Annotated in this window: 16 protein-coding genes and 1 tRNA gene; 10 read left to right on the forward strand and 7 right to left on the reverse strand. The window is 50.8% G+C overall.

Annotated features, from left to right (window positions below; translation table 11 throughout):
• Positions 1-39: 39 nt before the first annotated feature.
• The 8 genes from ACE6F3_RS02390 (at position 40) to ACE6F3_RS02425 (ending at position 5,086) form a co-directional block, all read left to right on the forward strand.
• Positions 40-531 carry an HIT domain-containing protein gene (locus tag ACE6F3_RS02390; RefSeq protein ID WP_010937286.1) on the forward strand — a complete coding sequence of 164 codons (492 nt, stop codon included), beginning with the start codon at positions 40-42 and terminating at the stop codon, positions 529-531.
• A gap of 150 nt (positions 532-681) precedes the next feature.
• Positions 682-954, forward strand: coding sequence for an AbrB/MazE/SpoVT family DNA-binding domain-containing protein (locus ACE6F3_RS02395; RefSeq protein WP_010937287.1), 273 nt, complete (start codon positions 682-684; stop codon positions 952-954).
• Positions 951-1,265, forward strand: a complete 315-nt coding sequence (locus ACE6F3_RS02400) for a YbjQ family protein (protein ID WP_278812690.1) — start codon at positions 951-953, stop codon at positions 1,263-1,265. The genes ACE6F3_RS02395 and ACE6F3_RS02400 overlap by 4 nt, the downstream gene beginning before the upstream one ends.
• A gap of 16 nt (positions 1,266-1,281) precedes the next feature.
• Positions 1,282-1,473 (forward strand): PLD nuclease N-terminal domain-containing protein, encoded by a 192-nt coding sequence (locus tag ACE6F3_RS02405; RefSeq protein ID WP_010937289.1) that lies wholly within the window; start codon positions 1,282-1,284, stop codon positions 1,471-1,473.
• A 3-nt stretch (positions 1,474-1,476) separates the two neighbouring features.
• Positions 1,477-2,418 (forward strand): ABC transporter ATP-binding protein, encoded by a 942-nt coding sequence (locus ACE6F3_RS02410; protein WP_324664918.1) that lies wholly within the window; start codon positions 1,477-1,479, stop codon positions 2,416-2,418.
• On the forward strand, positions 2,415-3,176 hold the full coding sequence (locus ACE6F3_RS02415) for an ABC transporter permease (RefSeq protein ID WP_041343386.1): 762 nt from the start codon (positions 2,415-2,417) through the stop codon (positions 3,174-3,176). The genes ACE6F3_RS02410 and ACE6F3_RS02415 overlap by 4 nt, the downstream gene beginning before the upstream one ends.
• A gap of 33 nt (positions 3,177-3,209) precedes the next feature.
• Positions 3,210-4,550, forward strand: coding sequence for an InlB B-repeat-containing protein (locus ACE6F3_RS02420; protein WP_324664920.1), 1,341 nt, complete (start codon positions 3,210-3,212; stop codon positions 4,548-4,550).
• A 92-nt stretch (positions 4,551-4,642) separates the two neighbouring features.
• A complete protein-coding gene (locus ACE6F3_RS02425; protein WP_010937293.1) occupies positions 4,643-5,086 on the forward strand; it encodes a PPC domain-containing DNA-binding protein in 444 nt (147 codons plus the stop codon).
• A 160-nt stretch (positions 5,087-5,246) separates the two neighbouring features.
• On the opposite strand, the gene ACE6F3_RS02430 is transcribed toward ACE6F3_RS02425, so the two are convergent.
• The 5 genes from ACE6F3_RS02430 to ACE6F3_RS02450 all read right to left on the reverse strand — a co-directional run bounded on the left by ACE6F3_RS02430 (position 5,247) and on the right by ACE6F3_RS02450 (position 8,688).
• The gene (locus tag ACE6F3_RS02430) at positions 5,247-5,414 is read right to left on the reverse strand and encodes a desulfoferrodoxin FeS4 iron-binding domain-containing protein (protein ID WP_010937294.1); all 168 of its coding nucleotides are present in this window, start codon (positions 5,412-5,414) and stop codon (positions 5,247-5,249) included.
• 32 nt (positions 5,415-5,446) lie between these two features.
• Positions 5,447-5,656: a hypothetical protein gene (locus tag ACE6F3_RS02435; protein ID WP_010937295.1), complete on the reverse strand. Its 210-nt coding sequence runs from the start codon at positions 5,654-5,656 to the stop codon at positions 5,447-5,449.
• Between the two features lie 122 nt (positions 5,657-5,778).
• Positions 5,779-5,854: transfer RNA gene (locus tag ACE6F3_RS02440), tRNA-Glu, on the reverse strand.
• 49 nt (positions 5,855-5,903) lie between these two features.
• Positions 5,904-6,929 (reverse strand): N-acetyl-gamma-glutamyl-phosphate reductase, encoded by a 1,026-nt coding sequence (argC, locus tag ACE6F3_RS02445; protein WP_324664923.1) that lies wholly within the window; start codon positions 6,927-6,929, stop codon positions 5,904-5,906.
• Positions 6,930-6,984: 55 nt separating this feature from the next.
• A complete protein-coding gene (locus tag ACE6F3_RS02450; protein ID WP_324664925.1) occupies positions 6,985-8,688 on the reverse strand; it encodes a cation:proton antiporter in 1,704 nt (567 codons plus the stop codon).
• A gap of 155 nt (positions 8,689-8,843) precedes the next feature.
• Here ACE6F3_RS02450 and ACE6F3_RS02455 point away from each other — a divergent pair, with 155 nt between their 5' ends.
• Both ACE6F3_RS02455 and ACE6F3_RS02460 read left to right on the forward strand, forming a co-directional pair.
• A complete protein-coding gene (locus tag ACE6F3_RS02455) occupies positions 8,844-9,617 on the forward strand; it encodes an MBL fold metallo-hydrolase (RefSeq protein ID WP_324664927.1) in 774 nt (257 codons plus the stop codon).
• A 45-nt stretch (positions 9,618-9,662) separates the two neighbouring features.
• Complete coding sequence (locus ACE6F3_RS02460; protein WP_324664929.1) at positions 9,663-11,495, forward strand: TIGR03960 family B12-binding radical SAM protein; 1,833 nt, start codon at positions 9,663-9,665, stop codon at positions 11,493-11,495.
• Between the two features lie 44 nt (positions 11,496-11,539).
• Here ACE6F3_RS02460 and gyrA read toward each other — a convergent pair whose 3' ends face one another.
• A complete protein-coding gene (gyrA, locus tag ACE6F3_RS02465) occupies positions 11,540-13,969 on the reverse strand; it encodes a DNA gyrase subunit A (protein ID WP_301085815.1) in 2,430 nt (809 codons plus the stop codon).
• Positions 13,970-13,972: 3 nt separating this feature from the next.
• The gene (locus ACE6F3_RS02470; RefSeq protein ID WP_010937301.1) at positions 13,973-14,779 is read right to left on the reverse strand and encodes a tetratricopeptide repeat protein; all 807 of its coding nucleotides are present in this window, start codon (positions 14,777-14,779) and stop codon (positions 13,973-13,975) included.
• Positions 14,780-14,818 lie beyond the last annotated feature (39 nt).

Consider the following 14,818-nt stretch of genomic DNA (forward strand, 5'->3'; position numbering starts at 1 on the left):
CTTTTTACGTTTAAAATCATAAACAGACAAGGAGCTGGCATGGATAATTTATGGGCACCCTGGCGGGCAAAATACATAGAAAAGGCAGTCAAAAACGAAGATAGCGGCTGTATATTCTGCACTTTTCCGGCCGCAAGCGAAGACCAGAAAAACCTGATACTTTTCCGCGGCCAATACAACTTTGTTATCTTAAATGCTTTTCCTTACAATGCCGGGCACCTCATGGTTGTACCCTTCCGCCATACTTCCGCTTTGGAGGAGCTTCCCGAAGAAGAACGCAACGAGCATTACCGTCTGGTCTGCCGGGCGGTTGCCGTACTTAAAAATGAATACAAACCTGAAGGCTTTAATATAGGTATGAATCTGGGACGGGTGGGCGGTGCCGGTATAGACAAACACATCCACACCCATATTGTACCCCGCTGGAACGGGGATACCAACTTCATGCCGGTTATAGGCCAGACCAAAGTTCAGAACGAAGCCCCGGCAGATACCTACCGCCGCCTTAAGCCCTGCTTCCAGTCCGTTTAAATAAGCCCGTTTTTGTCTTTGCCAGCCTTTCAGAAACTTTATTTGCAAAACCCGCCTGCAGGGTCTTGCCTTTTAGTAATACTTGTTATACTATTCATACTAGTAGGATATGTATTATTATCCCCAGATATTTAAACGGGAGGCAGTGGAATGAACCCACAACAGATGGAAATTTTTTACGGTTCGGGTTCGGTGGGAGCTAAGGGGCAGATAGTCATACCGGTAAAATTCCGCAAAATATTCAATATCCACCCCGGAGACCAGGTGATTTTCATGGGAAACCCCCAGCAGAATGCTTTTGCGGTCATGAGGGCTGACCAGCTGTCTGCCATGCAGAGCCAGCTGGACCAGGCAAGAGCCCAGATACAAAGAGCTAACGCCGAACTGGCAAACGAAACAAAGAAGGAGACTAAAACCAAATGATACTTACCAATACCGAAGATGTAGCCGGACACAAGATTATAAAAAACCTGGGGCTGGTAAAAGGAAATACTATCCGGGCTAAACACATAGGCAAGGATATTCTGGCCGGATTAAGGAGCATTGTGGGTGGCGAAATTGAGGAATATACCCAGATGCTGGACGAAGCCCGGAATGAGGCCATACGGCGCATGGAAGCCGAAGCCAAGGAAAAGGGGGCTAACGCTATTATTTGCATCCGCTTTTCAACCTCGGCGGTTATGCAAAATGCTTCCGAAGTAATGGCCTACGGCACAGCCGTAGTAGTGGAATAAAAGGCGGGAAAATAAAATGGATATTAACTGGGCACTTATTGCCCCTCTGATTGTCCTCCAGCTGATACTGCTCATAATAGCGGTGGTGGATTTAGTCAAACGCCCCAAAGTCCGCTGGGACAACAAGTGGGTCTGGGCGGTAATAATCGTATTTGTAAACATTATAGGCCCGATAATCTACCTGACTCTGGGCCGGGAGGAAGACTAAACCTTGGATGCCATACTCTGCCAAAAGCTGACCAAAAAATTCGGTGATTTCACCGCTCTGGACGGGCTGGACCTGGCGGTTGAAAAAAACCGGGTTTTCGGGTTTTTAGGCCCGAACGGGGCAGGCAAGACTACTGCCGTACGGATGCTGACCGGCCTTTCCCAGCCCACTTCAGGCAAGGCTTACGTATCCGGTGAGGAGGTAACACCCCGAAACCTGTCACTCCGCTCCAAGATTGGCTTTCTGCCGGACGTACCTGCCTTTTACGGCTGGATGACAGGACGTGAATTTATGCTTTTTTCTGGCGAACTCCACAAGTTATCTCCCAAAGATAATAATCTGCGGGCAGACGAACTGCTGGAGCTGGTAGACCTGAAAGAGGCCGGTAAACGCCGGGTGGGCGGGTACTCGCGGGGCATGAAACAGCGGCTGGGTATTGCCCAGGCCCTGGTAAACAAACCCGAAGTGCTCTTTATGGACGAACCCACTTCTGCCCTTGACCCTATGGGGCGGAGAGATGTGCTGAACCTTATTGAGCGCCTAAGCGGGGATACCACTGTTTTCATGTCCACCCATATACTTTCAGACGTGGAAAGGGTATGTGACCGGGTAGCTATTATAAGCGAAGGCAAACTGATAACATCGGCCAGCGTGGAGGAGCTTAAACACAAATACTCCACTTCGGCCTTTGAGATACAGTTTGAGGAAGAACCCACCCCCATTCTGACCCAGCTGCTGAAAATGCCTTATGTCAAAACAGCCGAGGTCCGAACTGAAGGTGACCTGAAGGTGGTGTATGTTCAAGCCAGTGACCTTGCCAAAGCCAAAACTGAAATACCCGGCATAATTGCCCAAAGCGGGCTGACCCTAACCCATTATGAACTTACCACCCCCAGTATTGAAGATGTATTTATCCAGCTTGTAGGGAATGGTGCGAAGGCATGAGCGGACTGATACCTTTATTTAAAAAAGAACTGAAGGAGCAGTGGAAAACCTATAAAACACTTATAGTAGCCATTGCCTTTGCCTTCTTCGGCATATCCACCCCGCTCATTCTGGCCTACCTGCCCCAGATTATTGAGATGAGCGGGCAGGGGGGCGACATACCGGTGGTAATGCCTGACCCCACCCCCCTTATGTCCATGCAGGAATTCGGTCAGACCATGCTGCAGGTAGGGGTGCTTATCTGCATTCTGATTGCCATGGGTGCAATTTCCGGGGAACGGGATAAGGGCACGGCCATGCTGACTCTGTCCAAACCGGTCAGCCGGGGGGCATTTGTAATGTCCAAGTATCTGGCTCTGGGACTGCTGGTGCTGGTTTCCATGCTGCTGGGCGCCGGGCTGTGTTACTGGTACACCGTTATGCTGATAGGCGACTTTTCATTTATGCCTTTTCTGGGCAGCACCCTGCTGATGAGCCTGTTTTTGCTTTTGTGTCTGGCAGTTACCCTGTTTTTCTCCAGCTTCTTTAAAAGCTCTCTGGCGGCCGGAGGCACTGCTCTGGTAATTCTGATAGCCCAGGGTCTGGCAACCCAGCTGCCCTGGATAGGCCAATATCTGCCCGGCAACCTTTCCAGCTGGTCTACCCGGCTGCTCTCAGCAAGCAGCGACCCGGCCTGGGGGGCATTGGCGGTAAGCATAGCCATTATTGGTCTTTGTCTGTATTTTGCCCGTATCAGGCTGGAGAGAAAAGAGTTATAATAGGGGAGAAAATGTGAAGGAAGGTTGAAGGAGATGCCTGAGAAAGAGCTGAACCCTGAACCCGATAATTCCAGAGAACCCCATGATGAAGACTTTGAACCTCTAGACAAAAATAACGAGTTTTCCAAAGAAAACTCTGAACCCGCAGATGAATATGAAGAACCTCCGCTGGAACCTGAAACTCCGGCGGAGGTTTCCCAATCAGAGAAAATACCGGGCTACTACTTTTACCGCCGTAAACAAGCTAAGACCAAATTAAAAGGCAGGCACTCCAAAATGCCTGCCTGGTTTAACATAAGCCTGGCGGTACTGATTGTACTGGGTGTAATCTTCGGCAGCTGGGGGCTGACAGCCGGGCATTTCCCGCCCTGGGGTATAGCGGTTGATGTCTCCATTTCCCCGTCCGGTGGGGGAACAGTAAACCTAAGCCCGGATAAATCTTCTTACAGCCGCGGCTCAAGTATTAACCTGAATGCGGTGGCGGCTGCCGGTTACCGTTTTGACCACTGGAGCGGAGACTTAAGCGGTACTAACCCAGCCGTAAGCCTCAGCCTGAACTCATCTAAAAATATAGTAGCCAATTTTGTAAGGCAGTTTCAGCTTAACATAAGCACCTCCCCCCAGGCAGGGGGCAGTCTAAGCACAGTCAGCGGCAGCTTTGATGCCGGGTCTGTCATAGAGCTAAGCGCTAATCCTATGCAGGGTTACCGTTTTGACCACTGGAGCGGAGACATAAGCGGTACTGACCCCTCCATCAGCTTTATAATGGATGCCAACAAGACTATTGTGGCTAATTTCGTACCCCTGCTGCTGCTTGCGGTTAATATCTCCCCGAATGCCGCCGGTATTGTCACCCCCGAAGGGGACTATTTTGACTACGGGGCCAGCATCACCCTGACAGCCCAGGCCGCCCCCGGCTACCAGTTTATAGGCTGGACAGGAGACCTGACTACTAATCTGACTACTATAAATATTACGATGGATAAAAATTACACCTTAACCGCCAACTTTGCACCGGTTATCCAGACCGCTTCTTTAGTGCTGCCTAACCGTATCGGCGAATCTACCTGGATAAGCTGGAGCAAGGAGCTTCTGAAAGACCAGTACATAGTCATCAATTCCAGCCTGACCGGTGCCTTTAACCTGTCGGATTCAAGCCACCTCTGGCGGGTAGAAGTATTCGGTCCGGACGGAGAACATATTGAAAACTGGTTCGGCGACTACTGGCTGACCCCGGAACATATATTCGCCTTTACCGCCCAGGTAAGCGGTACCTATATGCTGAAAATATCCCACTACAGTTCATTTATAAAAGACCTAAATATGTCATTCAGTCCTGGGGGCTGGGTGATAAGCGGTTATTCCTGGAGCTAACGCAAAGACCTGTAACTGCTAAACTCAGACCGGTATAGAGGCAAAACCTATGCCGGTCTTTGCGTTCACATATATAGCCTAAGGAGAGAAAGATGAAAGCCAGTCAGGGAAGTATAGGCAGAGTATTTATAATACGGCTGGAAGACGGCGATAAAGTACCTTCCTGCCTGGAAGATTTTGCCCGCACCCAGCATATAAGCCATGCCCAGGTGGTGCTTATCGGGGGAATTGAGGGAGGGCAGGTGGTGGTAGGGCCGCGCCAAAGCCGTGAGTACCCGCCTGAACCGGTGCTGATACCCCTTGACGGAGCCCATGAAGTGGCCGGGGTAGGTATAATAACGCCTGATGAAAGTGGTAACCCCAAGTTGCATATCCACGCAGCTCTTGGGCGAATGGGTAAAACAACCACCGGCTGCCTGAGGCCGGGGGTAAACACCTGGATTGTGGGTGAGGCGGTTATGTATGAAATACTGGGGGCAAAGGCCATCCGTCGCTTTGATGAAAAAACCCAGTTCAGCCTGCTGCAACCCGAATAACCGTTTTTCAGGTTTAAGGCTGATAACACCACGGGGAAGCAAGTAAGTTTGCTTTGAAGGATACTGCATCAAAACTGCCGTTTGGGAATGCCAAACAGCAGTCTAATGATAATCTGACGCCCTCTTTTAAAACTTAAACAGAGGAAGTGCCAAATCAGGACTACTCACCGCTGGAATCAGGCAGGTTTACCGGGGCTTTATACGAGTCTTCTATCCGTTTCATATCCTGCCCGCAGCAGACCAGCGTTCCGCCGCCTACTTTAATAACACGTACAATATTGCCGCATATGTCGCACTTGTAGGTTTCACCCAGCTGTTTTACACCCATTCCCGGAAGCCTCCGTTTCGTTAAGAATACAGCTAGTCTTTTTTGACAGGTTTAATAATTATTTCTTCTTCGTATTCTTCAGGTTCGCGGATAAGTTTGAAACCCAGCAGAAACAGCCCCATAAAAAGCAGCCCGCCCACAATAAAGAGCGGCCAGTAAATTATACCCGCCAGCATAATGAAGAAACACACCAGAAGAACAATAGTATAAGCTATAACATGGGTACGAAAGTATTCCAGCATATCTGTAACCTCCCGCCAAAGGACTGTAGATATATATTATACCAGTCCGCTTAAGAAACATAGCCGGAAAACAGACAATATTTAACTGCCGGAGTGAAAATAAGAACAGCCGGAGAAAAAATTGGTACCCCCAAGGGGATTCGAACCCCTGTTGACGGCGTGAAAGGCCGCTGTCCTGGGCCTCTAGACGATGGGGGCACACAGGGTAATCAGTATAGCAAAACTAAGGGTAGCTGGCAAACTGAAGCTAGGGCAGGGCGGCTATAGCTTTGAGTCCGGTATCTTCAGATAGTCCCAGCATAATATTCATATTCTGTACAGCCTGCCCTGCCGCACCTTTTACCAGATTATCTATACAGCTTATGACTATCAGCCGTTCATTCAGGGCATCTACCACCGGGTAAATAAAGCACATATTGGTACCGCGGGTATAACGGGTGTGGGGCGGCTCGGCGGTTATCTTTACAAAAGGCTCATCTTTGTAAAAACGGAGGTAGAGCTCTTTGACTTCTTCGTCTGTAACCGGCTGTTTCAAGCGGGCATAGGCACTGGAAAGTATACCCCGGCTCATGGGTACCAGATGGGGGCAGAAAGTAACCCGCGGAATTACTCCCCCGCCAACCAGAGAAAGCTCCTGCACTATTTCCGGCTGGTGGCGGTGAGTGCCAATGGAATAAGCGCAAACATCTTCGCTGGCTTCACAAAATATATTTTTAGCAGCAGGTGTCCGCCCTGAACCGGAAAGCCCGGACTTGGCATCTACAATGGCATTTGGCTCTATCAGGTCCATTTTAAAAGCCGGGGCCAGCCCGAGTATGGCAGAGGTGGGGTAACAGCCCGGGTTTGCCACCAGACGGGCACTGGCAATATCCTTGCGCTTAAGTTCAGGCAGACCATACACCGCTTCGGCAAGAAGCTCCGGACAGGGATGCTCAAACCCGTACCATGCCTGATACAGTGAAGGGTCTTTCAGGCGGAAATCAGCGCTGATATCTATAACCCGCATACCCTTTGAGAGCAAATCAGGTACCAGGGCCGCCCCTTCCTTGTGGGGCAAGGCCATAAAGGCAATATCCACTTCCCCTTCCAGACTTTCAGTAATAGGTAAATCAAGGCTGTGCAGGTAAGCAAATGCATCCGAAAGCTTTTTCCCGGCCAGACTCCGCCCGGTTACCGAACAAAGCTCCACCGAGGGGTGGCTTGCCAAAATACGGGCAAGCTCCAGCCCGGCATAACCGGTTACGTTTATAATACCTGCTTTATATTTTTTCATCTGCTTTTCCCATTAAAAGATGCTAAAAGTATAGCACATCCGGCCGCAGCCGAAGCTACTCCGGTTTACCCATATTCCGCAGGCTGTTTAAAATGTACTGGATTTCAATGGTGGTCATGCCGAAGCGGTGCATGGCGTGGCGTGAAAGTTCCAGACCTACCTCAAACTCAGGCTGGACTACCTCGCTGACACCCATTTTTTTCAGCTTTTCAGCCTGGATGTCACTGGAAACTCTGGCTACTATATCCAGCCGGTCGTTTATCTTGCGGGCATTTTTAACCACCTGTTCGGTATCCGCAAAACCGGGCATGGCGCATATAAGCAGGCGGGCTTTATCCAGGCGGGCAAACCTGAGTATTTCGGGATTAGCGGCATCACCGTAGATAGCGGGGGCTTTCTGGCGGCGAAGTTCGGCTATGGTCTGGGGGTCTAAATCTATAACCAGAAAGGGGAAATTACGGCGGTTCATCACCCGGGTCAGAGTCTTGGCAACACCCCCCTGCGAACAGATAACCGCATGGTTGGAAATATCCAAATCCATAAACTCTGCCTGGCCGGAGGTGCGCAAACTGACCAGCTTGCTGGCCAGCGGCCACTGGCTGACCTTTCGGTAAGCCGCACCGCTGAAACTTAAGGCAAAAGGGGTGATTATCATGGTAATAACGGCACTGCTGATGGTAATAGCATAAATACTGTCTGAAATAACTGATGATGCCAGACCCACCCCGGCCAGTACAAAGCTGAATTCACCTATCTGCATCAGGCCGATACCGGTAGTAAAAGAGGTCTGGAAGGTATAGCCGAACAGCCAGGGGACTGCCCCGGCCACCAGACTTTTAATAACCAGCAAAAATACCACTACCAGCAGAACCAGACCTATATTTTCCACTGCAAAGTTAAGGTTTGCCAGCATACCCAGAGAAACAAAGAACAAAGCCCCGAAAATATCCCTAAGGGGGATTATATCTGCCAGTGCCTGCTTGGCATACATAGACTGCCCGATAAGAAGCCCGGCTATAAAAGCCCCTACCGCCGGTGAAAGCCCCAGCGCAGTTGCCCCCAGAGCCGCCCCCAGGGACAGGGTGATAACAGACAGCAGAAAAAGCTCGTGCGAATGGGAAGCCACTCTCCCCAGCAGACGGGGAAAAACCCAAAATCCCAAACCAAACATGGCCAGAATAAAGGCCGCCGCTTTAGCAAAGGCAATACCTATGGTCAGGCCGATGTCCCCGCCTTCACCCCCCAAAGCCGGCAAAATAATCATCAGGGGAATAAGGCAGATATCCTGCACCAGCAGGATGCCCAGCATCACCCGTCCGTGAGGGGCTTCGGCTTCACCCTTGTCCATAAGTATTTTAAGGACTATCAGGGTAGAGGAAAGGGAGACCATAAACCCGAAGAAGATAGAGGCGTTTACATCCCAGCCAAGGCCTCTGCCCAGCAAAAACCCGAACCCGGCGGTAACCACTATCTGGATAAGGCCGCCCAGCACCGCCACCTTTCCCACCCGTTTAAGCTCATCCAGCGAAAAGTCCAGGCCAAGGGTAAAAAGGAGCAGAATCACGCCGACTGTAGCCATGGACTCAATAACACCCGGAGACTGAACCAGACCAAAACCGTTTGGCCCTATGGCTATTCCCGCCCCCAGATAACCCAAAAGGAGCGGCAGTCTGAAGCGGCGTGCCAGTAAACCGGCCAGAACGGCCGATACAAGCACAATGATTAAGTCCAGCCCGAAGCTGGAGCCTAATTCTTCCAATGCCCTCTCCTTATGCGGGGGAAAATCGGGGATGCCATATTCTAACATATAGACCCGTACTTTCTACACAGGCTTTTGTAACTAACACCCCAAGATAGCCAAAATATTTTCTGAATTGGCATTTGGCTAAATAATGTCTATACTAAGTGTCTGATATGAGCTACACCGAAGAAACCAACAGCATCACTTTTCTGGGTACAGGCGGGGCCAGATTTATGGTCAGCCGCCAGATACTGGCTTCGGGCGGAATCTGGCTGAATCTTGACGGCAAACGGTTCCTGATTGACCCCGGCCCGGGCAGTATTGTGCAGGTATGCCGTCTGGGCTTAAACCCGGAAAACCTGAGTGCTATTCTTTTGTCCCACCGCCATCTGGACCACTCCGGTGATGTAAACGTAATGATAGAGGCCATGACCCAGGGCGGCTTTAACAAAAACGGCCATTTTCTGGCCCCTAAAGATGCCCTGGATAACGAACCGGTTATATACTCGTATCTAAGGCCGTTTCTGAATGACCTGACCGTGCTTGAGGAAGAACACGAATACAATCTGGACGGGATAAAGGTTTTCACTACCCGGCGTCATCAGCACCCGGTGGAAACCTACGGGTTTATATTTGAATCTTGCGGAAAGCGCATAGGCTACGTAAGTGATACCCGCTATTTTGAAGATATGCCCCAGATTTATGCCGGCTGTGACGTACTGATAATAAATGTTGTTCTTAGGGAATCTATAGAACTCATTTACCATTTGAGCATAGCGGATGCTGCCAAACTTATCAGCGGGGCTAAACCCAAAACAGCCATACTTACCCATTTCGGGCTGCAGCTTTTCCGGGCAGACCCGGCCAGGATGGCAGCCAAAGTTGAAACCGAAACCGGCATACCTGTCATAGCGGCCGCAGATGATTTGCTGTTTAAGCTGGAATAAAAGCAAACCATATTTTAACGGACTTGTCCCAGAGAGGAACTTTTGTTGAACTACCCCGAACATATTCTCCATCAGGTTGAAAAACCCGGCCGTTATACCGGCGGGGAGTGGAATTCCGTTTGCAAGAAATGGGCAAAGACACAGCTTAAGGTTGCCCTTAGCTTTCCGGATACTTATGAAATAGGCATGTCCAACCTGGCCATACCCCTGCTTTATGATATTTTAAACCGCAACCCGGATATTCTGGCCGAAAGGGTTTTCAGCCCCTGGCTGGATATGGAAAACCTTATCCGTGAGAGAAAGCTTCCCTTTGTCAGCCTGGAAAGCGGCCACCCCGTAAAAGAGTTTGATATCTTGGGTTTTTCACTGGGGTATGAGCTTACCTATACCAATATACTTAATATGCTTTCTCTGGCAGGCATACCCATACTTGCTTCCGAAAGGGGAGGGGATTTTCCGCTGGTGATTGCCGGCGGCAGCTGCAGCCTCAACCCCGAACCCCTGGCAGATTTTATAGATGCTTTTGTAATAGGTGATGCCGAAGAAGCTATACAAGACCTGTGCCAAGCTGTCCTTGATGCCAAAAAACAGACCCTCGGTAAATACCAAGTCTTGCGGGAACTGGCTAAAATCCCCGGCATTTACGTACCCAGCCTGTATCAGGCCGAATATAACCCTGACGGTACTTTAAAATCCATAATCCCCACCACACCTGAAGCACCTCCCGTAATAAACCGCCGCATTTTGCCTGCTTTGCCGCCGCCAACCGTAAAACCGGTAGTACCGTATATAGAGGTGGTGCAGGACAGGGGAGCGGTGGAGATAAGCCGCGGCTGCAGCCGGGGCTGCCGTTTCTGCTCTGCCGGCATTATTTACCGCCCGGTCAGGGTACGCCCGGCGGCAGAGGTTTTAAGTGCCGTTGAAGGCATACTGGATAACTGCGGTTATGATGAAATTTCGCTGCTTTCGCTGAGCTGTTCGGACTACCCGGGTATTGAAAATCTGGTAAAAACCCTGGCGGAAAAATACGCAGACAAACACCTTGCTTTGTCACTGCCCAGTTTACGCCTGACCCCGGATTCGGTCGGGCTGGTAAACGTGCTGGCGGGCGGGCGTAAAAGCGGGCTTACCTTTGCACCCGAAGCAGCCAGTGAGCGCCTCCAGCGGGTTATAAATAAACTTACCTCTGAAGAAGAGCTGTGTGATACCGCCCGTACTGCCTTTGAAAGCGGCTGGACCAGCTTCAAGATGTATTTCATGATAGGGCTTCCGACTGAAACTGACGAAGATGCCGCCGCTATCTGCCAGATGGCAGGCAGGGTAAATTCACTGTCCCGCGGCGCTCCCGGACGCCGCCCCCAGATACGCCTGAGCCTGGCCTCATACGTACCCAAAGCCCATACCCCATTTCAGTGGGAAGCCCAGCTGGACGAAGAATCCCTCTACCGCAGGGCGGATATAGTAAGGCAGGGGCTGAAACGCTGGGGAATAAAGGTTTCCTGGTCTGATACCAAAATGAGCCTGCTGGAAGCCGTGTTTTCCAGAGGAGACCGCCGTCTGGGCAAAGTGATATACACCGCCTGGCAAAAGGGTGCCAAGTTTGATGCCTGGAGTGAGTGCTTCAATTTTACCCTCTGGCAGGAGGCTTTTGACCAATACGATTTAAACCCTTCGTTCTATGCCCACCGCAAACGCCCGCTTGACGAAACGCTGCCCTGGGGGCATATAAATGCCGGGGTAAGTGCCGAATTCCTGAAAAGGGAATATGCCCGCTCAGTGGAAGGGCAGGATACGCCTGACTGCCGCGAAGGCAAATGCCACGCCTGCGGGCTGGAAAAAGCGGTAGCCGAATGTAACAACCGCCTGCACGGCAAATAAACGGGGTAAAAAGCCCCCTTTGTGTTTTAACCGGAATATTTCAGCTAAAAAGTAGCTACCGCAACCACCCTGTCACCTTCCTCAAGGCGCATTACCCTCACACCCTGAGTGGCCCTGCCCATGATGGGTATGCCATGAGAGGGGTCTTCTTCTTTGACCTGGGTACGGGTAACCATGCCGTCAGCGGAGATAAGCATCATCTGGTCAGTCTCGCTGACTACCTTTGAGGCCACAACCTCACCGGTTTTGTCTACTACCTTGAAGTTTATAACCCCGCTGCCAGCCCGGTGCTGCTGGGGGTATTCCTCTATGGCGGTCAGCTTGCCGGCACCGTTTTCAGTTACCGTTATTACCAGAGTACCCTCCTGGGCAACGTCCATACTGACCACTTCGTCCCCCTTGGAGAGGACTATAGCTTTGACACCGCCGGAAGCCCTGAGGCTGGTGCGGAGTTCACTTACCGGGAAGCGGATAGACTGCCCCATGCGGGTAGCCAGCAGAATATCTTTTTCCTCAGTGGTTTCAACCGCCGCCACCAGTTCATCCGAAGTAGCCAAATCCATAGCTATCAGGCCGGAGGAACGGACTGCGGTAAACTCCTGAAGCGAGGTCTTTTTGATTTCACCTTTATTGGTAGCCATCAGCAGGAAATGGTCTGCCGGGAAGCTCTTTAAGTCCAGTATGGCGGTTATCCGTTCGTCCTGGGTCACAGGTATCAGGTTTACGATAGCCGTACCCTTGGCAATACGGGAGGCATCATCAGGTATATCAAAACAGCGCAGGCTGAATACCTTACCCCGGTTGGTAAAGAAGAGCAGGGTGTCATGGGTATCTGAAACCGAAAGGAAACGGACTGCGTCTGCCTCACGGGTGGGCATGCCCATTATGCCGGTACCGCCACGGTGCTGCAGGCGGAATACGTTAGCCGGCACCCGTTTGATAAAGCCCCTCTCGCTCAAGGTTACGATAACGTCCATATGGGGTACCAAGTCTTCCACCCGGAATTCTATAACCCCCTGGCTGGAAATCTCGGTAGCACGGGGCTGGCCGTAGCTCCCTTTAAGGTCTTTGGCGTCTTCCTTTACCAGGGCATAAATCTTTTCAGGGTGAGACAGTAAATCTTCCAGATAACCTATCCGTTTCATAAGCTCGGCGTATTCGTCCAGTATCTTCTGGCGTTCCAGATTGGCCAGACGGCGAAGCTGCAAGTCCAGAATAGCCTGGGCCTGAATAACTGAGAAATCAAACTCAGCCACCAGATTTTTGCGGGCGGTATCACCGTTTTCAGAGTTTCGGATAATGGCAATAATACGGTCAATAAAATCCAGCGCCTTTTTAAGACCTTCCAGTATATGGGCGCGGTCTTTGGCAGCTTTAAGTTCAAACTGACTCCGGCGGGTGATGATAAGGTGGCGGAAGTCTATAAAGTTTTTAAGCACTTCTTTCAGGCTGAGTACCTGCGGCTGGCCGTCTACCAGTGCCAGCATATTAACGAAGAATGAAGTACGCATATTGGTATGTTTATATAGGCTGTTTAAAACCTGCTGGGGTTCGGCATCCCGCTTCAGCTCAATAACTACCCGCATACCCTGCCGGTCAGATTCGTCCCTGAGGTCGGAAATACCTACTATCTTGCGGTCTTTGACCAGTTCGGCAATCTTGACCACCAGTTCGGCCTTGTTTACCTGGTAGGGAATCTCGGTAACAAATATGGCCTTGCGGTTGTCCACTTCGCCTATATGGGCTTTGGCCTGTATAACAATCTTGCCCTTGCCGGTTGCGTAAGCACTCTTTATGCCGTCGGTACCCAGTATAGTGCCGCCGGTGGGGAAGTCAGGCCCGGAAACAAACTGCATCAGCTCATCTACGCCGCAATCCGGGTTGTCTATCAGGTAGCAGATGGCCTGGCAGAGCTCAGCCAGATTATGGGGGGGTATATTGGTTGCCATACCCACTGCGATACCCGAACTGCCGTTCATAAGCAAGTTAGGTATGCGGGCCGGCAGAACGGTAGGCTCCTCCAGTGAGGCATCAAAGTTAGGCATAAAGTCTACCGTATTTTTATCTATGTCAGTCAGCAATTGCTCGGCTATCTGGGCCAGGCGGGCTTCGGTGTAACGCATGGCAGCCGGAGGGTCGTTGTCCACGCTGCCGAAGTTACCCTGACCGTCTACCAGCGGATAGCGGTAGGAAAAGGGCTGGGCCATACGCACCATAGCATCATAAACGGAAGCGTCACCGTGGGGGTGATATTTACCTAAAACCTCACCCACGATACGGGCACTCTTTTTATACGGGGTATTATGCTTCATGCCCAGGTCATTCATGGCATAGAGGATACGCCTCTGTACCGGCTTAAGGCCGTCACGCACATCCGGCAGGGCGCGCGAAACGATTACACTCATAGCGTAATCAAGGTAAGAACCCTTCATTTCCTCTTCTATATTTATAGGCCTGGTATTACCTGTTACCATCTTCTAAACCTCCAGATCACCCTCGTTTTCATCATCTGTATATGTCTGGCTTTCAGCCTCGGCTTCTTCCACCATCAGTTCGGTTTCGTCTACTTCCATCTCGTATCCGCCTTCTTCTTTGTCACCCTCTTCAGATTCGGCGCTGACCGCACCCTTGGAAAGCCCTCTGGACGAGAATGAGGGAATGCCCATCTGCGAGGGGTGCTGGAAGGTTTCGCGGATAATAACCACCAGTTTTTCTTCATTGGAACTGATAACGGTGGCTGAATATTTGTTGCCGCCCTTCATCAGCTTTATAAGCCGCTTGGAAGTGGGTATGTCCACCATACCCAGCACTTCCCCGCCGCAGTTTTCCACCCACAAATTGGCACCGTCTATCCGCAGACAAAGCTGGTCACCGGCTACAATTCTGGCCAGTACCCCTTTGGGAGCTAAACGGGTCAGGTTTATCACCCCGGCCTTGCCTATTTCTTCAAGGAAATCCTGGGGCTGAACCCGGTGAATAACCGTCCCGGCAGATGCATTTTCTTTGCTGAGTACTTCCAGCCGGTGCAGATTTTTTTCAGCTATTATATTATAAGGATCTATTTCTTTGGCACGGGTATAGGCGGCAATAGCCTCCGGGTAGATAGCCAGTTCCAGATAAGCCCGCCCCAGACGGTTAAAGGCCTCCACATCATTGGGGAACTGCTCAATAATCTTTTTATTAACCTCCACCGCCTCTTGCCAGCGCCCTTCCATGGCTAAACTTACAGCCTGTTTACTGCTCTGGCGCTTGAGTCTTAGCTGTTCCTCTTCTTGGTATGCCATAGATTCCTCATTTTCAGTTATTTGCTAAACGAGTAGTTA

The sequence above is a fragment of the Dehalococcoides sp. THU4 genome (assembly GCF_043231265.1).
Taxonomy (GTDB): domain Bacteria; phylum Chloroflexota; class Dehalococcoidia; order Dehalococcoidales; family Dehalococcoidaceae; genus Dehalococcoides; species Dehalococcoides mccartyi.